Origin of the sequence: Porticoccus sp. Uisw_050_02 (genome assembly GCF_047729555.1) — a bacterium.
Classification (GTDB): domain Bacteria; phylum Pseudomonadota; class Gammaproteobacteria; order Pseudomonadales; family Porticoccaceae; genus Porticoccus.
Genome location: NZ_CP159825.1, coordinates 822,355 through 843,541, shown reverse-complemented (window position 1 = coordinate 843,541; position 21,187 = coordinate 822,355). Strand labels below are relative to the sequence as shown.

The window sequence follows — 21,187 nt, the reverse complement described above, 5'->3', positions numbered from 1 at the left end:
ATGCTTAGTCAACTGCAAACCATGTGGACAATTCTCAAGCATACCTTTACCAAAGCGGAAACGGTCCAGTATCCAGAAGAGATGCCTTATCTTGCGCCACGCTATCGCGGCCGTATCGTGCTGACCCGAGATCCAGATGGCGAAGAACGTTGTGTAGCCTGTAATTTGTGCGCGGCCGTCTGCCCTGTTGATTGCATTGCACTGCAAAAAGATACTCGTGAAGACGGTAGCTGGTATCCCGAATTTTTTCGTATCAATTTCTCTCGCTGCATCATGTGTGGCATGTGTGAAGAAGCTTGTCCGACTTACGCCATTCAGCTGACGCCAGACTTCGAAATGTGTGAATACGATCGTCAGAACATGGTCTATGAAAAAGAACATTTGCTAATTAATGGGGTTGGCAAATACCCAGATTACAATTTTTACCGTGTTTCCGGTCTGCAGACCGCCTATAAGGATAAGGGTGAAGGAAAAAATGAAGCCCAACCCATAGATGTAAAAAGTCTTATGCCATGAAACTGCATGCTGATATTTTTGAATGTACCTGATATATAAGGCCAATTTATGACTTGCGAGGTTAGACGTGCTTGAAATAATACTTTTTTATATCGCTGCCACAGTCGCGCTGGTTTCTACTATATTGGCTATGACTAGAGCTAATGCCATTCACGCGCTGATTTATTTAATAGTCTCTCTTTTGGCGGTAGCGGTGATCTTTTATTTGATTGGCGCGCCATTCGTTGCGGCATTAGAGATCGTCATTTATGCCGGAGCCATTATGGTTCTATTTGTCTTTGTGATCATGATGTTGAATCTTGGTGCAAAAGGTGATGCCCGTGAGAAGACATGGATGAGGCCGTCGGTGTGGGTGGGCCCAGCACTTTTAACGATTGTCTTGTTTGCTGAATTGCTCTACGTGATTTCTTCCGCTGAAGGCCCTGTAAGCACTGGTGTTGTTGGCGCCAAGCAAGTGGGATTGAGTCTGTTTGGGCCTTACGTTTTAGCGGTTGAAATTGCTTCCATGTTGTTGCTTGCTGGCTTAGTAGGCTCATTTCATTTAGGACGTCGCTATCTGGACAGAGCTCCTTCAAGTGAACTAGGGCACCAACAGGAGGGAGAATAGTGGAAGGTTTAAATATACCGCTCAATCATATTTTATTAATTGCTTCATTGCTTTTTGTCATTGGCATGCTGGGCCTAATGATTCGCCGCAATATTATTTTTATCTTGATGTCACTTGAAGTCATGCTGAATTCGGCTGCATTGGCTTTTGTAGCTGCTGGAGCCCATTGGGGACAACCGGATGGTCAAATTGTATTTATGTTGATATTGAGTATTGCTGCTGCTGAGGTGGCTGTTGGGTTGAGTCTGGTGTTGCAGGTGCAGCGCCGCTTCAGATCGCTAGATATGGATAGTCTCGACTGGATGAGAGGATGATTATGCGCGAACTCATTGGATTGATACCGCTTATCCCCTTGCTTAGTTCGGCGACACTCATGCTATTCGCCGGACATTTGTCGCGATTTGCTATTGGCTTACTGGGGGTTGGCTCTGTAGGGATTGCCGCAATACTGACAGCAAAAATGGGAATAGACTTTTTAGGTAATCCTGAGGTTTTCAAAGTAACTCTGTGGACCTGGATGCAGGTAGGCACTTTTTCTTCCGACGTTGCTTTTTATTTTGATGGACTAACATTGGTAATGATGTCTGTGATTACAGGGGTCGGATTTTTAATCCACTTGTTCTCTACAGAGTTTATGGAAGAAGATGTTAGCTATGCACGCTACTTCGCTTACCTAAATATGTTCGTTGCTGCCATGTTGATTTTAGTAATGGCAGACAATCTGCTTCTTCTTTATCTTGGCTGGGAAGGGGTAGGGGTGTGCAGTTATTTGCTAGTGGGTTTTTGGTATCAGAATTCTGCCAATGGCTATGCTGCGCGCAAGGCATTTATTGTCACTCGTATTGGTGATACGTTGATGGCGCTGGGATTATTTTTGCTATTTACTGAGCTCGGTACTTTGGATATCCAGGCTCTTGGAGACGCCGCTAAGGATAAATGGCAAGTGGGTGACAGTATGCCACTTATCGCCTGCCTTCTTATTTTAGGCGGAGCGGTTGGCAAGTCAGCTCAACTGCCTCTACATACATGGCTTCCTGATGCTATGGCTGGCCCAACCCCTGTTAGCGCATTGATTCATGCGGCAACGATGGTGACAGCTGGAGTCTATTTGATTGCACGGACCCATGAACTTTACTTGTTCGCCCCAATAGCAATGATTGCAGTAGCACTGGTAGGTTTAGCAACTTCTTTAATGGCGGCCTTCACTGCGCTAACCCAGCATGATATTAAACGTATTCTTGCCTATTCAACGATCAGTCAGATCGGCTATATGTTCTTAGCCCTAGGTGTAGGTGCATGGACTGCCGGAATCTTTCATTTAATGACCCACGCTTTTTTTAAGGCTCTATTATTTCTCGGCTCCGGAGCTATTATTCATTGCCTGCATCATGAGCATAATATTTTTAAAATGGGCGGCTTGCGAACTCGTATGCCGGTGACATTTTGGAGCTTCATGATTGGCTCAGCAGCTTTGGCGGCATTGCCAATGACATCAGGATTTTTTAGCAAGGATCAGATTCTCTTACAGGCTTATCAAGTTGATGGTATAGGGCCTTGGTTGTGGTTTGGGGGATTGGTGGGCGCGTTGTTGACGGCTGTGTACAGTTTTCGATTAGTATTTGTGGTATTTTTTGGCCAGGTCAACACCGAGCCAGACAAGGATACTGGTTGGCGAATGGTCATACCTTTAAGCTTACTTTGTATTTTAGCCATGATGGGGGGCTGGATTATCATTCCGGTCACTCAGGTTTTTCCTCTGGCAGTTTTCGAGCACCCCGCCCACTGGGTTGAATACGTCTCCATTGCGGTACCAATTGTCGGCGTAATCATCGCTTACCTTATATTTCTTGGCGGCCAGCTCAAAGTGGACGTATTCACTAATTCTTTTGTTATGCAAAAACTGCAGCAATTTTGGTTTAGCGGTTGGCGGATAGATTGGCTATATGATCAACTACTGGTAAGGCCTTATTACGGTCTAGCTAGGGCTCTGAAGTTAGAGCCAGTGGACAATTTTTATAGGCTTGTTGTGACTATAAGTCAAACATTTAATCAGTGGTTATCTGCAGGTCAGAGCGGGCAGATGAGACGTTATATAACTAGCATGGTATTTGGCTTGATTGTACTGCTGGCCATTTTGGTGAGGGCTTCTTGATGCTAATGATTAATTTGATACTCATTCTACTGATTGGAGGGGTTGTTGCGATATTTTCGGAGCGACTGGGTGCCGATGTGCCTCGTAAGGTAGCTTTGGCAGTAGTTATTATTGATTTAATTTATCTACTGATAGCGCTTTCGACTATTCCCCAGCTGGAGACGCTACAGGCACCCGTGCCCAGCGATCCGGAAACCTGGTTGATGTATTATAGTGTTGAGTGGATTCCGGCTTTTGGTATTAAAATTGAATTAGCCTTAGATGGGTTAAGCATGCTGATGGTTTTGCTGACATTGATATTAGGTGCTGTGGCAGTAAGCGCCTCATGGACAGATATCAAAGTTCGACAAGGTTTTTTTGAAGCCAATCTACTATGGACGCTGGCTGGTGTTCTTGGTGTCTTCATGGCTCTAGATTTGTTCCTGTTTTTTTTATTTTGGGAGGTTATGTTAATCCCGATGTATTTTATGATTGCTATTTGGGGCCACGAAAATCGCGGTTACGCAGCCATGAAATTCTTTATTTTTACTCAGGCTAGCGGTCTTTTGATGCTGGTTTCTATATTGGCATTGGTCGTAATTCATCATGGTAATACTGGTGTTTGGACCTTTAGTTATTTCGACCTGCTGAGCGCTCAAATTGCCGCACAAACTGCATTTTGGTTGATGCTCGGTTTCTTTGTCGCTTTTGTTGTTAAGCTTCCTGGGTTTCCTTTTCACACCTGGCTGCCAGATGCTCATACTCAGGCACCCACCGCCGGTAGTGTCATTCTTGCAGGAATATTACTCAAAACTGGCGCTTATGGGTTGATTCGTTTTGCTGTACCTTTATTCCCTCAGGCGTCAATGGAGTTTGCTCCTGTTGCCCTCTGGCTAGGTGTTGCCGGAGTTATTTATGGGGCAATTTTGGCTTTCGGTCAAACGGATTTTAAGCGCTTGGTTGCCTACAGTAGCGTGAGCCATATGGGCTTTGTTCTCCTTGGAGTGTATGCCTGGAATATCTTGGCACTACAGGGAGCGGTTATGCAAATGGTCGCGCATGGATTCAGCACAGCGGCATTGTTTATGATTGCAGGCTCACTTCAAGAGCGCTTGCATACTAGGGATATGCGTGAGATGGGTGGCTTATGGCAGAATATGCCGCGTATGGGCGCTATAGCCATGTTTTTTATAGTAGCATCTCTTGGGCTTCCTGGTTTAGGTAACTTTGTTGCCGAATTTTTGGTACTACTAGGCCTTTTTCAAGTGGACCGCTTGCTTGCCGTTATCGCAGCGCTTGGTTTGATCACCGGTGCCGCCTATTCGCTATTATTGATGCAGCGATCATTTCAAGGTGAGCCTGACGAAACACGCCAGCTGGTAGATTTTGGGACAAGAGAAATGCTGACCATGGCTGTGATGATGACTGCACTCATTGTATTGGGTATCTACCCGCAGCCGATATTAGATATTTCTCGCCCAGTGGTAGAAAGCCTGATTAGTTTCTCGAGCATCGTGACAGGAGGTTCCTTATGAACGGAAGCCAGATGCAGGCGTTAATGCCGATACTGATGCTGAGCTTGACGGCTATAGTTTTGATGATCCAGGCCTCCATAAAGCGTGATGAGAAGGCGACATGGATTATTACTGTAGTAGGAATATTGTTGGCTTTATGGGGCGCTGGATATGCCAGAGACTTTTCGCAACCTGTGACAATTTTACTACAAGTAGACAATTGGGGATTATTTTTTACCGCGCTTGTGCTGCTTGCATCTCTGGTTACAGTGGTGCTTTCACAGGATAGTTTTTCCTCGGAAGGGGGGAGCAAAGAAGAATATTACCTTTTGTTAGTGTTATCAGCTCTTGGAGCTGTAATTTTGATTCAATCTAGCCATATGGCCTCTCTGTTGCTAGGTATGGAGCTAATGGGGGTCGCTCTTTATGCGATGATTGCTTTCCCAAAAAAAGGGCTTTTACCCCTCGAAGCGGCAGTTAAATATTTGGTATTGTCAGGGTGCGCCTCAGCAATTTTATTGTTCGGGTTTGCGTTGCTTTACGCTGCAACTGGCGAGTTAAGCTATAAAGGAATTGGTGAAAAAGCGGCTCTTGCCTATATTAGTAACCCTCTATTAGTGATGGCCGGCACCGCTATGGTTACAGCAGGTATTGCTTTTAAATTATCCTTAGTACCATTTCATATGTGGACGCCTGATGTTTATCAGGGTGCACCGACACCCGTGACGGGATTTCTTGCAACCGTATCAAAAGGGGCGGTCTTCGTCGCACTGGCTCGTATCTATATGGATGCTGAGTTGCATCAATACGAGTCTTTGATTTTGGCGCTCTCTGTACTGGCAGCCTTTTCAATGCTGATTGGCAACTTGCTCGCTCTACTGCAAGAGGATATCAAACGCTTATTGGCTTACTCATCGATTGCTCATTTTGGCTACCTGTTAATCGTACTGATTGCACTCACTGGCAGCGAGATGGCGAGCGAGGCGGTAACCTTTTATTTAGCAGCTTACATATTGACTACGCTTGGAGCATTTACCGTGATAGCCAGAGTCTCTAGAGAAGATCAACAAAAAAGCCAGATTTCAGAATTTGAGGGACTTTTTTGGAGGAATAAAATTCAGGCGACCGCCCTTACTATAGCGATGCTTTCATTTGCAGGCATACCCCTTACCGCAGGGTTCATGGCTAAGTTTTTTGTGATTAATGTCGCTATTCAGGGGTCCCATTGGTTTTTGTTGAGTGCGCTGGTTATCGGTAGTGCTATCGGTATTTATTATTATCTGAGAATTATTTTTTCTATGAGCAAGACGTCTGGCAATGATATCGGGTTTAGGGATCGCTCTGGAGATATAACAGCACTATTGCTAACGGTATTGATTTTAATGCTGGGTAGTTGGCCGCAACCATTTATCGCTTTTGCCGGCGGGCTCTAGTGAAACCAAAAAGGTAGGGAGAATATTATGCCTTTACGTTCAGTTGATTTGTGTGATTATCTACTATCCAATCCGGTGACGATCCGGCCAGATGAAAATATATTTCATGCCATTGATGTTATTATTAAAAATAAGATCTCTGGTGTCTGTGTGGTTGATAATAATGGACATCTAGTGGGAGTCTTATCTGAGCTTGACTGTATGCGAGCTGTCCTTGGTGCAACCTATAACGACGGCTGTAGATCCGGAGGAAGCGGCTATGGTAGTGTTGTTGAGTTTATGACCACAAATATCGATTCTTGTGAGCTGCATGCGGATATAGTAGATGTGGCCGCTGACATGCTCAGCAAAGGCCATCGCCGTCGACCAGTATTGGATAATGGTAAGCTGGTTGGACAAATTACTTGTCGTAGATTATTGGCAGCGGTAAGCAAGTTCGCTTGTCCGGAAAACGAACTTTATACATAATTTTTAGCTTTCTGCTTGGTTATTGCAGAGTCGTTTTAAAAAATTATTCCCAAAATTTCCATTTAATTTTTTTGTTAAGGCTGTCTGTCTCTAATAAATTTTCTGGTAAATCTTCCTCATAAGGGATACATGGCCGCCCGCTTGATTTTTTTATCGCACAAGCTTTTACCGGTAACTTTTTTTCATCAATGAATGACTCTACTGCTATCTGTGGACTGCTTTGCGGGTTGGATAAGCAATACCCATCTAGCCAGCCTGTGATAACTTTTGGATCTGCGCTGTGTAAAACCCCTTCAGGATGTTTTCCTGTATATTCATACTTATTGTAGGCCGACAAAAATCCTTCTAACCAGTAAAGAGTAGCTTGTTCGGACTGATTCTGGCGAACACTGTCCCATTGCTCGCAATTTTTGGCGATAGGGCTCATAGGTTGGGCATGCAGCTGAGATAATGGTAGTAAAATCAATAATAGAAAAAATCTCATACTCAGTTCCTTAATTTTTTATATTAACTTGGATTAACCTAAAAATAAGTCTAGCACCACGCGGATTTGATCATATTTTTTCTTCTGGAATGGCATTTAGCATAGCTTTAAAATAAGCGTCAGGTATTTTAATTTGGTCGTTTCTGTTTCCAGATATAGTGATGTTTAGGCCAGAGACGGAACCGTCAAAGAAGTAGAGAAAGTTTAAAGGTATAGCCAGCTTTTCTTCATATTGGCATATAGCGATAGAACAATTTCCGCCTGTTTTCGATAGGACTTGCAGCGGCAATTTCGCCTCATCTTGAGCGTTCACAGCGCTTTCATAAGATCTAAAATTCTTACTATTATACCGAGCATTTATATAAATTGTGTAATGGTCCGCGCCCTCTAAATCAACAATACGCATTAGATAGATGTCTGAAAAATTTTTAGATAGAAATTGATTGGAAGTTGAAAAATTTGGTCCATAGGTTATCTCACCGTGCGCTGCATCTTGACGAATTTCTATATGGTTACCTATGCTTTCAGCTGAGCGCCAATCAATAGAGGGCTTGGTCGCTGCTTCAGCTAAAATTTGACATACGAATACAGTGGATGAAATAAGAATAAGAATATGAAAAAAGGTCTTCATTTACTAGATCTCCTTATTTTTAGTGTTTAAAGACTGTTAAATGTATCGCTTTTAGGCCTCTCATCGCAAGCTAAAGGCGTTTGTGGCGATTCTTATTACGACATGTTAATTTTAGAGGTTCAACATTAAGGATTTTTAAAAAAAAAACAAGGTATCTAAATTAAATTTATAACTTAAAACCAACAATTACCAATTGATATGAGATTTAAACTCTCTTGGCGTTTGATAAATATGGGAGATTTTAAGTTCTTGGTCTCATTGTTTTGGGGTTAATCATTCTTGATCCTGTGCTAACATAAATGATCTTTTTCTAAACAGTTTTCTGATCGGTTCCATATGTCACAGAATACACCAGTCAACGAAAAATATATTATAAGAACTTTTCCTGTTGGAGTTTTGCAGTGTAATTGCACTATTGTCGGCGATCCAGTTAGTCAGCTGGCTTTAGTTGTAGACCCCGGAGGCGATGCGCGAGTTATTCTCGAACTATTGACTGACTTGAACTTAAAAGTAGTCGCTATTATTCATACGCATGCACATTTCGATCACATACTTGCTGCAGGTGAGATCAAAGAGGCTACAGGAGCCTCTATTTATCTCCATGAGGGTGATTTTCCTCTTTGGAAAGGTTTGGAGCAGCAGTGTTCGATGTTCGGCTTTCCTAGTGACGTCAAGCTACCAGATCCTGATTTTTACCTTAACGATGATCATGATCTTGGTTGTTGTGGAGGAGTTGCTATACACACCCCTGGACATACACCTGGATCAACTAGTTTTTGGTTTGAAAGAAGCAATCTGTTGATTGCTGGCGATACTCTGTTTAAGGGTGCGGTGGGCCGCACAGATTTTCCTGGAGGTAATTTTGAGCAGATCACAGCTTCTATACGTGAGCGCATCTATACGCTGAATGAAGACGCTATTGTTATTGCTGGACATGGCCCACCCACAACAATAAGGGATGAAAAGCATGGTAATAAATTTGTTAGACCCTAGTCTATTGTCTGCTGAAATCATTGATTTGACAGCAGGTGATCTGTAAAAATAAGCGCCAAAAATGGAGCGATAGCATGAAAGAGCAGATTTTGATAATGTTGGATTTGCAAGATGCCATGAACAGAAAGGTGAATGATGATTGGGTGAATCAAGAGTTCTCCTGGTATCGTGCAATTTGGGTTGAATGCGCAGAACTAATGGATCATTACGGTTGGAAGTGGTGGAAGAAACAAACGCCAGATGCCGAACAGGTAAAGCTAGAGCTCGTTGATATTTGGCATTTCGGTTTAAGCATACTACTACTTGAGTCTAGCAGTAGGGAGGATATCTCTTCCAATATAGCTAAACAGCTATTGAGTTCAAAACCATCCGGAGATTTTCGTGATGACCTTGAGAGCTTTACTTTTGCTACACTTCAAAGTAAAAGTTTTGATATTGCTGGATTCTCATCTCTGATGACCGGTATTGGGCTAACTTTTGATGAGCTATATGTCAGCTATGTTGGAAAGAATGTGTTAAATTTTTTCCGACAAGATAATGGCTATCAGGATGGAAGCTATCGAAAAGTATGGTCTGGAAAAGAAGACAATGAGCATCTAGTAGAGCTAATAGGGGAAATGGATAAAAGCAGCAAAAATTTCAAGGATAACCTATATCTGGCGCTTGAGAATCGGTACTCCGAGAGTGGACGCTAAATTCATGAATATTGATGTTGCACTAGATCAAAATATATTAGAGTTGCGTAAAGATCGCCCTGAGCTCAATAAGCTACATAAGCGCTTGCGCCGCAATATTGGCAATGCCATTTCAGATTACAATATGATTGAAGATGGCGACAAAATTATGGTTTGCCTATCTGGAGGCAAAGATTCCTATTGCATGCTAGACCTACTGTTGCATCTCCAGAAAACTGCCCCCATAAATTTTGAAATCATTGTAGTCAATTTAGACCAGAAGCAACCTGGATTTCCAGAAAAAGTCCTACCTGCTTATTTAACCAAACTTGGTGTTCCTTTTCATATTCTTGAAAAAGATACCTATAGCGTCGTCGTTGACCTTGTCCCTGAGGGCAAAACATATTGTGGTCTCTGCTCTCGCTTAAGAAGGGGTACTCTTTATGGTTTTGCACAGGAAATTGGGGCAACTAAAATTGCTTTAGGTCACCATCGCGATGATATTATCGAAACACTTTTTTTGAATATGTTTTATGGTGGAAAATTGAAGACAATGCCACCCAAACTTTTAAGTGACGACAAGAAAAATATTGTGATTCGCCCGCTAGCCTATTGCAAAGAAAGTGATTTGGAGAGATATGCTGAAAAAATGCAGTTTCCTATTATCCCTTGCAACTTATGCGGTTCGCAGGATAATCTGCAGCGACAAGTTATTAAAGAGATGCTTCAGGACTGGGAGAAAAAAAATCCCGGACGATTGGAGAGTATTTTTTCTGCCACAAAGAGTGTGGCACCCTCACAACTTGCAGATATTGGATTGTTTGACTTCAAAAGCTTAAAGATTGAGAGGGAGGAACGTATTGGCGCGATTAATGTTGTATAGGCTGCTTTCTTTTTTAGTGCTGGCATGTTGATTCTATAATTTTTTTAAATGAGTGTTCTAATACACGATTCGGTTACACATATATGACTTATCAGGTCCTGGCTCGCAAATGGCGACCACGTATTTTTAGTGAAATGGCTGGGCAGGAGCATGTGCTCCGCACTCTCATCAATGCGCTTGACCAGGATCGACTGCATCATGCGTATTTGTTTACAGGGACTCGCGGTGTTGGTAAGACAACTATCGCTAGAATTCTTGCGAAATGCCTTAATTGTGAACAAGGAGTAAGCTCATCCCCTTGTGAGACCTGCAGCGCTTGTATTTCAATAGCTGAAGGACGTTTTCTTGATTTGATAGAAGTTGATGCGGCATCAAGAACAAAGGTTGATGATACCCGCGAGCTTTTAGAGAATGTTCAGTACGCCCCATCTGTTGGGCGATTTAAAGTGTACTTGATAGACGAGGTACATATGCTCTCTACGCATAGCTTTAATGCTTTGCTAAAGACGCTAGAAGAGCCGCCAGCCCATGTGAAGTTCTTGTTTGCTACCACTGATCCGCAAAAGTTGCCTGTCACTATTTTGTCGCGTTGCCTGCAGTTTAATCTTAAGAATATTAGCCCCGAGATTATTGTTGAGCACCTAAAGTATATTTTAGGCAAAGAAAAGATTATTTTTGAGGAGCCAGGACTCTGGTCGCTAGCTAGAGCGGCAGATGGAAGTATGCGGGACGCATTGAGTCTAACCGATCAGGCTATATCCTACGGTGGAGGAAAGCTAACAGAGTTTGATATCTCTAATATGTTGGGCTCTATTGATCTTGCGGTGATTGCAGAAATAACAAGAGGGCTGATACATAGAGATGGACCGGGAATAATGACGTCAATTCAAAAAATGTCAGAACTTGCGCCAGACTACAGTACTGCCTTGGGTGACCTGTTATCTTTACTGCACCGAGTGGCTGTAGCCCAAGCAATCCCTGGTGCTATTGATAACAGGCAAGGAGATAAGGATCTTGTCTTGGAGATTGCTGGTAATCTAAGCTCAGAAGATGTGCAATTATTTTATCAGATCGCTTTGCTAGGACGGCGTGACCTGCCATTGGCTCCAGAGCCGAGAATAGGATTCGAGATGGTTATGCTGCGAATGCTAGCCTTTCATCCTGTTTATGAAAATAAAATTGATCCACCTGTTAAGGTGCAAACAGCTACTGATGAAAGCATAGTCATTGCGAATGACGTTCCCATCGTACCGAAAACTGAGCCAAGGGAGGCGAGCGAGCTAGAAAAAAAGCCTGAAGATGCCAAGATTGATCCTAAGCCTTCTGATTCGAGATCAGGGAGCTTAGGTGCTAATAATGTCGAATCACTGAGGCCTGCTGACACGCTAGCTGATTCTGGGTATGAGAAGAATTCTTCACCGTTGGCCGAACTTGACGTAATGGAACCAAAAACCATTACTGTGGATGTTTCGAGCAAGGTCTTGTTGGAACACGCTTCTGCAGAGACGTGGTTTAAAATTTACGAGGGGTTGACCATAGGAGGCCTCCTGAAAAATATCGCTGCTAATTTAGCGTTGACCGCAGTCCAAGGCGTAGACCTATTTTTTGTGTTAGATGAAAGTCAAAGTGCAATCTATGGCCCTGCTCATGAGGGCCGCCTTGCTGTGGAACTTTCAGTATATTTTGGGACGCCTGTTAATGTTGCAATTGAAGTTGGCGTGGTTGTAACTGAGACTCCTCAATCTCGTCGTGCAAGACTGCAAGAGGAGAAACAGACAGAGGCCACAGAAAATCTTCAGTCTGACCCTAATGTGCGTGATATTATGAATGTTTTCGGTGGCGTGCTACTTAAAAATACAATTAAAGCAATTGATTAATTATACGTTACAAATATATGAATATTAAAAAATTTTTATACTTAGGGTAATGTAAAAATATCTTTAGAACTTCAGGTGTTATTTTAAAGGCTGCATACTTCTCTATGCGCTAGGGTCGATTTTTAATAAAATCAACAAAATTTATGCACTTATGCATTTATGCAGAAAGGGGATTGGCGGATGTTTGGACCAATTATTGATGAGCTTATAGCTAGCCTGCGATGCCTGCCTGGAGTAGGCCCCAAGTCTGCTCAACGAATGGCGCTGTATTTACTCGAAAGACATCGTGATGTCGCATATCGTCTAGCCGCATCACTGGAAGCAGCTGCTGATAAAATTGGTCGCTGTCAATTGTGCCGCACCCTAACAGAAACTAGTACCTGTATTCTTTGCAGCAATTTTCGTCGTGACCCATTACAGCTTTGTGTCGTTGAAACACCTGCAGACCTCTTGGCTATAGAGCACAGCGGCACTTATAGGGGGCGTTACTTTGTTTTGTTAGGTCATCTGTCTCCTATTGATGGCATTGGACCAGAAGAAATCGGAATAGATCATTTGATAGCTAGACTGTCTGAAGAAAATATAACTGAATTAATACTAGCAACCAATTTGACGGTAGAGGGTGAGGCAACCGCTCATTATATCAGCGAAAGAGCCAAGGCTTGTGGAGTTGCAGTTAGCCGTATTGCTCATGGCGTACCTATGGGAGGGGAGCTAGAGTACGTAGATGGCGGCACCTTATCGCACGCATTTAGTAGCCGAAAGAAAATTTAATGGACACCCCTTTAAGTGGTGATCAATTTTTACTACCTACACCTATTCTTGTTAGCAATACTGTGGAATTGCAAGATTGCATTGCCCAACTAACTGACTGTGACGCGATCGCAATAGACACAGAGTTCATGAGGACAGACACATTTTTCCCGATACTAGGCTTGGTCCAGATTTTTAACGGTAAGGATTGCTGGTTGATTGATCCAGTTCCTATACCAAACCTTTCCCCTCTTGCCGATTTATTGACAAATAAAGAGATTGTTAAGGTTTTTCATTCATGTTCTGAGGATATTGAAGTATTAAAGCATGTGTTGAATTGCATCCCAAGGCCATTGTTTGATACACAGATTGCTGCTGCATTTGCTGGCTATGGTTTTTCTAAAGGATACGCTGCTATCGTTGAGGCTATACTAGGTATTCATGTTGAAAAAAGTGAAACTAGGTCTAACTGGCTTCAGCGTCCCTTAAGTGAGAATCAGCTAGGGTATGCCGCTTTAGATGTGATTCATTTGCTGCCAGTTTACAGGCAATTATGTGAGGTTCTCGTGCAATTGGACCGCAAGCTATGGGTTGATGAGGATATGATGTCGCTAGTAAAAAATGCCTCTGATAAAGAAGATTTGAGTCTATATTTCCAAAAAGTTAAGGGCGCTTGGCAGTTTTCACCCCAAGATCTTTCTGCGCTTCAAGTGCTCTGTGAGTGGCGAGAAGCTGAAGCCAGGAATAGAAATAGGCCACGAGGCCGCATAATTGACGATAAAACCCTTCTTGATATTGTGCTTAAAAAGCCTGAATCAAAATTAGACTTATCCTCAATGGAGGGAGTGCATCCTGGTTTGATCCGGCGCTATGCTGAAAAATTATTAGATTTGTTGAGTGACGGGCTAGCCAAGCCAGAAAGAGAATATCCCGGGATACTGCCAGAGCCATTGCCTAGAAATTCTAGGGAAATGGTCAAGAAATTGAAGCAGGTTGTGAGCACTCAGGCTGAACTGCTGAACCTCGCCCCAGAGGTATTAGCAAGAAAACGAGATATTGAATTCTTAGTTCAAAGTATTATGAAAAAAGAGGCTTGTTTGCCCAAAAATATTGCCTTTGGATGGCGTGCTGGTGTGATAGGAAAGTCATTGCTAGATGCCGCTAACGCAGCAGTTTGATTAAATTTCTTGTTAAATTAATAAACTTTTAGTGAGACCCCTTGTGCAAAAAATTTGTAGTATATACAGAAGCCCAAAAGAAGAGGGTATGTATTTATATGTAGATAAAAAGAATGAGTTAAAATCTGTTCCTGGGGAACTTTTAAAAAGGTTTGGGAAGCCGGAATTAGCTATGACGCTCTTAGTTACTCCGGAAAAAAAACTGGCTCGTGTTGATGCAGGGCGCGTTTTAGAGATGATTGAAGAGAATGGGTTCTACCTGCAAATGCCGCCAACTCCTGCATATGATATGCAGTGGCTGCGAGACAAGAATAGTAAATTATGAGCGCATCTTTATAGGTGTTTTGTGGATAGGGTTGCCGGGAATAGTAAAGTGAATCAGCCGTCATGGACATATAAGCCTTTGAGTCAGATGTCCCCCAAAGAATGGGAGTTGATTTGTGACGGCTGTGGTAAGTGCTGCCTACATAAGCTAGAGGACGATGACACGGGGGCGATTTTTGATACGAACGTAGCCTGCTACCTTTTAGATGAAACGAGCTGCCAGTGTGGCGACTATCAAAATAGACTCACGCTGGCTCCCAATTGTTTTAAACTAACCCCTCAGAATATGGCGGGGCAGAGCTGGCTGCCTAGTACTTGCGCCTATCGTTTGTTGTATGAAGGCAGCCCTTTGCCTAGATGGCATCACTTGGTTTCTGGCAATACTAAGTCTGTTCATTCTTCCGGTATATCTGCTCAAGGAAAAATAATTTCAGAACATGATGTGTGCCAGGATGAAATGGAAGATCATATTGTCCAATGGGTAAGTTAGCTGTGCTTTACTATTAGACTAAAGAGTATTGATGAATGTTTGGGGAAATGATTAAATTTTTGGAAGTCAAATTTATGCATTGTTAGATTTGCTTTTTTATCAGCAAGTAATGCGGAGTATATATGTATTCAGTGGAAAATTATTACTGGGGGCTACTTGGTTATTATCTTGGATCTTTGATGGTCATGTCTTTTTTCTTTCGATTTAGAGAAATAGTCCCTAGCGGGCATTTTCGAAATCTTTTGTTGATCTTTATTGCCGCGGTGCTATTTGTCCCAATATATGTTGAGTCTGGAAGTTATTTTTTGGCACCCGCTTGGTTTGCGAGTCTTATTGAAGGGGTGTCGGGAAAGACAGGACAGTCTTATTTTCGAGGGACGTTCACTATCTTTATTTGGTATTTTTTAGCCTTATTTTCATATATTTTATATTGTAGATCTAGACCAAAAAAGCTTTCAAACCGTCGAAATTAGACTATATTTAAATGACTCTGATGGGTGATTAGTAAGAGAAGGATGGCAGGTAAATATTTACAGGAAAGAAGTGATGGAAGCAGATAGATCAATCAAATCTGTAAATGAAGCTGTTTGTAAGGCTAGGTTGGATTATTCTTTTCCTGATTCCTTGGAGTCGTCACCACTTAAATCATTACTTGATGTTTTAGAGCAAGCTGTCGCTCGATTTCCCAAGCAGCCAGCTGTTACCTCGCTAGGAAACACTCTTAACTATAAAGAGCTAGACACTCTTTCAACGACATTTGCTATTCACCTAAAGCAATCTACAAGTTTTCAAGCTGGCGATCGAATAGCTATTCAGATGCCCAGCTTATCTCAATATCTAGTGGTAGCATATGGGGCGTTTAAAGCTGGCCTAGTGGTGGTAAATATTAATCCACTTTACACGGAGGTGGAGCTTGAATATCAATTTTCTCATGCTGGTATTAGGGGGGTAGTGGTCTTCGATAAATTTTTACCAGTGATTGAAGCCGTTGCTAAAAAAGTCTTTATAAAGCATATATTTGTTGCAACTCCTTTTGATCTGCATCCCCCGGTAAAGCGTGAGGTGATGACGATTATTCTTAAGCTGTTAGGGAGGTCTGTGCCTTTTGGCAAAGCAACACCGTTGCGTCAAGCGCTTTCTGGTAGTATTGATGACAATTTTATTCCTGCTACATTAAATCCTGATGATATGGCTTTACTGCAATACACAGGAGGCACAACAGGCGTGTCGAAACCTGCAATAATTAGTCATGGAAATCTTATTAGTGTGGCTCGTCAAGGATGGGTGGCTCTTGAGCACTCGGGCGCTAAAATGGGCGTTGAGCGTATTGTTTCTCCTTTGCCACTTTATCATATTTATGCCTTTGCACTGGTTCTCACTATTGGAATTTATATGGGTTCCCATACACTGTTGATACCCAACCCTAAGGATATTCATGGCTTTGTATCACTATTAAGAAAGTGGCCCGCCACAATGTTTTCTGGGTTAAATACGTTGTTTGTTGCCTTGATGGAGCATCAAGATTTCAAGAAAATAAATTTTTCTGCTCTGAAAATTACCTTATCCGGCGGTGCTGCGTTGGTTGCTGCCCCAGCTGAAGCATGGAAATCCATGACCGGTTGCGAGATCAGCGATGCTTATGGTTTAACAGAGGCTTCTCCAATTGTTTCTTTTTGTCCTAAGCATTCTGGAAAAATTGGCTCAGTCGGAATAGCCATGCCAGAGACAGAATTACGTATTGCTGATTCTAGCGGAAAACCTTTAGGCGTTGGCGAGCATGGCGAAATTTGGGTTAAAGGCCCACAGGTAATGCAAGGGTATCTGAATTTTCCCGAAGAGACAGTAAAGACACTCACGGAAGATGGGTGGTTAAAAACAGGGGATATAGGCTCTGTTGATACCGATGGTTTTCTTTATGTTCATGACCGACAAAAGGACATGATTATTGTTTCTGGATTCAATGTGTATCCAAATGAAATTGAAAATGTGATTTCTCATCATCCAGATGTCACCTATTGTGCTGTTATAGGTGTGCCTGACGACGATTCCGGCGAAGCCGTAAAGTTATTCTTGGTGAGCTCTAATTCCAACTTAACAGAAGAAGAGGTGCGGTCTTTTTATGCCAACCAGTTAGCTCGATATAAATGGCCAAGAGATATAGTGTTCAGGGATGAATTACCTTTGTCGAATATAGGTAAAGTGTTGCGTCGAGAACTACGAGATAATTAAGTGATGGGTAATGAAATTGACACAAAATGAAATAATTCTGTGGCGAAAAAAAATCGCTGTCAGCCTAAGTGTCGATCGCTATTCATTAGGCCAAGTACTGGCAAGAATTGGCCATTGCGCTGAGACGGGTCAAGCTGTTGATGTTGAGTTAAAGCGCTTTATCAAAAAGTTGAATCATTCCTGCGAACAGCGTAGTTTGCGCTATGCTAGTATCCCTACGATTAAATACCCCGAAGATTTACCTATTGCTGAGCGTCGTGATGAGATCAAAGAAGCGATTTTGAGTAACCAGGTTGTTATTATTGCTGGAGAAACGGGCTCAGGAAAAACAACACAGTTACCTAAAATCTGTTTAGATCTGGGTCGTGGCGCGACAGGCCTTATAGGGCATACCCAGCCAAGGCGAATCGCTGCCAGAACCGTTGCTAGCCGTATTGCCGAGGAGCTTGGGCAGCCCCTTGGCGAAACTGTGGGATACCAAGTTCGTTTTAATGAAACAAGCAGTGAAAATACACTAGTTAAGTTAATGACGGATGGTATATTGCTGGCTGAAATTCAACACGATCGTTATTTTAGCAAATATGACACCATCATCATCGATGAGGCCCATGAAAGGAGTCTGAATATTGATTTCCTACTCGGTTATCTGAAGACTATTCTTCCCAAGAGGCCTGACTTAAAACTGATTATTACCTCTGCAACTATAGATCTAGAGAAGTTTTCTCAGCACTTTAACGACGCGCCAATTATTGAGGTATCTGGACGCACATATCCAGTTGATCTCGAATATATCCCAGTATTAAAGGATCGAGATTTAGGGCAGTCCATACTGGACGCGGTGGAGCATATTTTAGCGCTTCCTGAGCGTGGGGATATATTGGTTTTTCATAGCGGAGAAAGAGAGATACGTGAAACAGCAAGTGTATTACGGAAGGCGCAACTCCCCCACCTCGATGTTGTGCCTCTATATGCGCGATTAAGTCTGTCGGAGCAAACTAAGGTCTTTTCGCCTCACAAAGGCATCAGGATCGTTCTTGCGACCAATGTTGCGGAAACCTCCCTAACAGTCCCAGGAATACGTTACGTTATCGATCCAGGTACAGCCAGGATTAGTCGTTACAGCTATCGAACAAAAGTACAACGATTGCCTATCGAGCCTATCTCTCAAGCAAGCGCCAATCAACGCAAAGGTCGTTGTGGGCGAACAAGCAACGGAACATGTTTTCGATTGTATAGCGAAGAGGATTTTAATGGCCGCCCCTCATTCACTGATCCAGAAATTATTCGTACCAATTTGGCCTCAGTTATTTTAAAGATGCTGAATTTGAAAATAGGGGATATCCGAGATTTTTCATTTTTAGAGTCTCCCGATAATCGTTTAATAAATGATGGATATAGCTTGCTGCAGGAATTGCAGGCCGTAACTAAACAGTCTGGATTAACTGAGATAGGTCGAAAATTATGCAGAATCCCGACAGACCCCAAATTAGGAAGAATGCTCCTAGCTGCAGAGGATGAAGGGGCCCTTAAAGAAGTTCTAATTATCATTTCAGCATTGAGTGTTCAGGATCCTCGGGATAGACCGCCAGATAGCCAGGAGGCTGCAGATCTAAAGCACCGACAGTGGAAAGATAAGGAGTCTGATTTCAGCACTTTAGTTAATTTATGGAGACACTTTGAGGAGCAACGACAAGACTTAAGCAGGAATCAATTTGATAGGTATTGCCGTCAAAATTTTGTTTCTCCTCTAAGAATGCGTGAATGGCGAGAGTTGCACCATCAGCTTCATGGCATATGTCGTGAGCTAAAAATAAAAGAAAATCCTCAGCCTGCAGGTTATGAAGCTATCCATAGATCCTTGCTGCACGGATTGTTGGGTCAAATTGGTTGCCGACGAACAGCTGTTGACAGTGAAGGTGCAGAAAAAAAACAGGAAAAAATTAGCAAAGAATTTACTGGCACAAGAAATCGTAAGTTTTATGTGTTTCCTGGCTCATCTGTTAGCAAAGCTCCACCTCCATGGTTGATGTCTGCAGAGATGATTGAGACCTCAAGGCTGTTTAGTCATCATAATGCAAAAATAGACCCAAGCTGGCTGCCTACCCTGGCTGCTCATCTGGTCAAAAAAACCTATAGTGAACCACATTACAGTGTCCGCAATGGCCAGGTGATGGCTTACGAAAAACAGACACTTTACGGCTTACTGATAGTAGACAAAAAACGCTGTGCTTACGGGAAGATCAATCCAGTAATTTCACGAGAAATATTTATTCGTGCTGCCTTGGTGGAAGGTGGATACCGGGGGAAAGGGAAATTTTTTGACCACAATCTTAAACTTCAAGATAGCCTGCTGAATATTGAGTCTAGGACTCGCCGCAGGGATATATTGGTGGATGATTCGGTCATATTTGATTTTTACGACCGCTTAATTCCTGAAGATATAGTGACTTTGTCTGGATTTGAGGCTTGGCGCAAAATAAAAGAGCAGGCGCTGAAAGGTGGTGCCTTAAAGTTCCTGCATATGAGTGCCGATTTGTTGAGCCAAGACAATCATTGTCACCCCGATATTTCTGAATTTCCAGACACTATCGAGTGGGATGGCGTCTCATACCTCGTGTCCTATCATTTTGAACCTGGGCACGTTAAAGATGGGGTGACTGTTACAGTGCCAATCGGTGTATTGCATCAAGTACCGATGCATCTTTTTGAGTGGCTTGTGCCTGGAATGCTCCGTGATAAATGCATCGCTCTTGTTAGAGGCCTGTCTAAGCCTATTCGTAGAAATTTTGTGCCTGTTCCTGATTATGTAGATAAAGCTCTGGAGTCGTTGAAGCCCTCAAATGTGAAGTTGACCGAGGCATTAGGCATTCACCTTAAATTACAGGCTGGAATCGATATACAAACTGACGATTGGAATCAGGCGTTTTTAGATAATATTTATCGTATCAATTTTGAACTAATCGATGAGTCTTCTTGCGTCCTTGCCATGAGCAAAGATTTAGTAGGCTTGAAAACGCAGTATCGAGAGAAAATATCTGACACACTCGCTCGAGCGACAACCGATACGATTGAAAAAAAAGATCTAAAGGATTGGGAGTTTGAGGACTTGCCGGAGGTGTATTTGATCCTTCAAAAAGGGCTCACCATTCGCGCCTATCCTGCGTTGGTTGTTGAAGAGAATGTAATCAATTTAACCTTACTCGATAATCAAGAGTTAGCGACAAATAGGACATTGTATGGGTTGACTCGGTTACACCAAGCTATAGATTTGGCCTCAGTGAGATATCTTAAAAAAGGCTTATTGAATGGAATGGATCTTCAGTTAAAGTTGGCTGGGCTTGGGGGAAAAGAGGGATTGATTCAGCAAATAATAGATAAAGCCTATTTTTTAAGTTTTCTTGAAGGTCAGGTAATACCCAGGAATAAATCTGATTTTGAATCCAGGCATGCAGAAGGAAAAAATAAGGTTGTTTCAGCAGCTAATGAACTCGATGCGATGGTGTCGCCTTGGACTTCTTTAATTGCTGATATTCGACGAGAGATGAAGAAGCATAAATTGTCTTATATGGAAACTGTTCAAGATATTGATCAGCAGCTCAATATGCTTTTTTGTGATAGATTTTTGTTTCAGACGCCAATGAAGCTGCTACAACAATATCATCGATACCTAAAGTCGATCCTTTGTCGTTTAGAGAAATTGCATCAGAATACAAATAAAGAGCAAAGCCAGATACTAGAGATACAGGACTTAGAGAACCGCTTGATAGAGCAAAATAAATTAATGGGAGAATCATCCTTAGCTACTATAGCTGAGTTTTGGGAGCATCGCCTTTTACTTCAAGAATATCGTGTATCTATTTTTTCTCAAGCCTTAAGGACTGTTGTTCCTGTTTCAAGAAAGCGAATTAATCTTCATTGGAAAAAATTACAAAATCTGATTTAAAGATTTTTTAAGACATGCACTGCTATTGATACAAAAAAAAGCGACTCAAAAGAGTCGCT

General features: G+C 42.4%; 19 protein-coding genes. 17 read left to right on the top strand and 2 right to left on the bottom strand.

Annotation, left to right across the window (positions count from 1 at the left end):
* The 7 genes from nuoI (at position 1) to ABXT41_RS04005 (ending at position 6,669) form a co-directional block, all read left to right on the top strand.
* Positions 1–516, top strand: coding sequence for an NADH-quinone oxidoreductase subunit NuoI (gene nuoI / locus ABXT41_RS04035; protein ID WP_415390242.1), 516 nt, complete (start codon positions 1–3; stop codon positions 514–516).
* Between the two features lie 76 nt (positions 517–592).
* A complete protein-coding gene (gene nuoJ, locus ABXT41_RS04030; RefSeq protein ID WP_415391453.1) occupies positions 593–1,123 on the top strand; it encodes an NADH-quinone oxidoreductase subunit J in 531 nt (176 codons plus the stop codon).
* Positions 1,123–1,437, top strand: a complete 315-nt coding sequence (gene nuoK / locus ABXT41_RS04025; protein WP_415390241.1) for an NADH-quinone oxidoreductase subunit NuoK — start codon at positions 1,123–1,125, stop codon at positions 1,435–1,437. Before nuoJ ends, nuoK begins: the two co-directional genes overlap by 1 nt.
* A 2-nt stretch (positions 1,438–1,439) precedes the next feature.
* On the top strand, positions 1,440–3,275 hold the full coding sequence (gene nuoL / locus ABXT41_RS04020) for an NADH-quinone oxidoreductase subunit L (protein ID WP_415390240.1): 1,836 nt from the start codon (positions 1,440–1,442) through the stop codon (positions 3,273–3,275).
* Positions 3,275–4,789, top strand: coding sequence for an NADH-quinone oxidoreductase subunit M (nuoM, locus tag ABXT41_RS04015; protein WP_415390239.1), 1,515 nt, complete (start codon positions 3,275–3,277; stop codon positions 4,787–4,789). Before nuoL ends, nuoM begins: the two co-directional genes overlap by 1 nt.
* Positions 4,786–6,201 carry an NADH-quinone oxidoreductase subunit N gene (locus tag ABXT41_RS04010; protein WP_415390238.1) on the top strand — a complete coding sequence of 472 codons (1,416 nt, stop codon included), beginning with the start codon at positions 4,786–4,788 and terminating at the stop codon, positions 6,199–6,201. Before nuoM ends, ABXT41_RS04010 begins: the two co-directional genes overlap by 4 nt.
* Positions 6,202–6,228: 27 nt before the next feature.
* The gene (locus tag ABXT41_RS04005; protein WP_415390237.1) at positions 6,229–6,669 is read left to right on the top strand and encodes a CBS domain-containing protein; all 441 of its coding nucleotides are present in this window, start codon (positions 6,229–6,231) and stop codon (positions 6,667–6,669) included.
* Between the two features lie 43 nt (positions 6,670–6,712).
* On the opposite strand, the gene ABXT41_RS04000 is transcribed toward ABXT41_RS04005, so the two are convergent.
* Together ABXT41_RS04000 and ABXT41_RS03995 are read right to left on the bottom strand one after the other, a co-directional pair.
* Entirely contained in the window at positions 6,713–7,153 is a 441-nt protein-coding gene (locus ABXT41_RS04000; RefSeq protein ID WP_415390236.1) for a hypothetical protein, read from the bottom strand.
* 70 nt (positions 7,154–7,223) lie between these two features.
* The gene (locus tag ABXT41_RS03995; RefSeq protein WP_415390235.1) at positions 7,224–7,784 is read right to left on the bottom strand and encodes a hypothetical protein; all 561 of its coding nucleotides are present in this window, start codon (positions 7,782–7,784) and stop codon (positions 7,224–7,226) included.
* 336 nt (positions 7,785–8,120) lie between these two features.
* On the opposite strand from ABXT41_RS03995, the gene ABXT41_RS03990 reads away from it, so the two are divergent.
* The 10 genes from ABXT41_RS03990 to hrpA all read left to right on the top strand — a co-directional run bounded on the left by ABXT41_RS03990 (position 8,121) and on the right by hrpA (position 21,128).
* The gene (locus tag ABXT41_RS03990; RefSeq protein ID WP_415390234.1) at positions 8,121–8,777 is read left to right on the top strand and encodes an MBL fold metallo-hydrolase; all 657 of its coding nucleotides are present in this window, start codon (positions 8,121–8,123) and stop codon (positions 8,775–8,777) included.
* A 74-nt stretch (positions 8,778–8,851) separates the two neighbouring features.
* Positions 8,852–9,472 carry a dUTP diphosphatase gene (locus ABXT41_RS03985; protein ID WP_415390233.1) on the top strand — a complete coding sequence of 207 codons (621 nt, stop codon included), beginning with the start codon at positions 8,852–8,854 and terminating at the stop codon, positions 9,470–9,472.
* Between the two features lie 4 nt (positions 9,473–9,476).
* Positions 9,477–10,334, top strand: coding sequence for a tRNA 2-thiocytidine(32) synthetase TtcA (gene ttcA / locus ABXT41_RS03980; protein ID WP_415390232.1), 858 nt, complete (start codon positions 9,477–9,479; stop codon positions 10,332–10,334).
* 83 nt (positions 10,335–10,417) lie between these two features.
* On the top strand, positions 10,418–12,211 hold the full coding sequence (gene dnaX, locus ABXT41_RS03975; protein ID WP_415390231.1) for a DNA polymerase III subunit gamma/tau: 1,794 nt from the start codon (positions 10,418–10,420) through the stop codon (positions 12,209–12,211).
* 180 nt (positions 12,212–12,391) lie between these two features.
* Entirely contained in the window at positions 12,392–12,985 is a 594-nt protein-coding gene (gene recR / locus ABXT41_RS03970) for a recombination mediator RecR (protein ID WP_415390230.1), read from the top strand.
* On the top strand, positions 12,985–14,142 hold the full coding sequence (gene rnd / locus ABXT41_RS03965; protein ID WP_415390229.1) for a ribonuclease D: 1,158 nt from the start codon (positions 12,985–12,987) through the stop codon (positions 14,140–14,142). The genes recR and rnd overlap by 1 nt, the downstream gene beginning before the upstream one ends.
* Positions 14,143–14,173: 31 nt before the next feature.
* On the top strand, positions 14,174–14,467 hold the full coding sequence (locus ABXT41_RS03960; RefSeq protein ID WP_415390228.1) for a YcgL domain-containing protein: 294 nt from the start codon (positions 14,174–14,176) through the stop codon (positions 14,465–14,467).
* Between the two features lie 21 nt (positions 14,468–14,488).
* Complete coding sequence (locus ABXT41_RS03955; protein ID WP_415390227.1) at positions 14,489–14,956, top strand: YcgN family cysteine cluster protein; 468 nt, start codon at positions 14,489–14,491, stop codon at positions 14,954–14,956.
* A 546-nt stretch (positions 14,957–15,502) separates the two neighbouring features.
* The gene (locus ABXT41_RS03950) at positions 15,503–17,185 is read left to right on the top strand and encodes an AMP-binding protein (protein WP_415390226.1); all 1,683 of its coding nucleotides are present in this window, start codon (positions 15,503–15,505) and stop codon (positions 17,183–17,185) included.
* A gap of 10 nt (positions 17,186–17,195) precedes the next feature.
* Entirely contained in the window at positions 17,196–21,128 is a 3,933-nt protein-coding gene (gene hrpA, locus ABXT41_RS03945) for an ATP-dependent RNA helicase HrpA (protein ID WP_415390225.1), read from the top strand.
* The last annotated feature ends 59 nt before the right edge of the window (positions 21,129–21,187 follow it).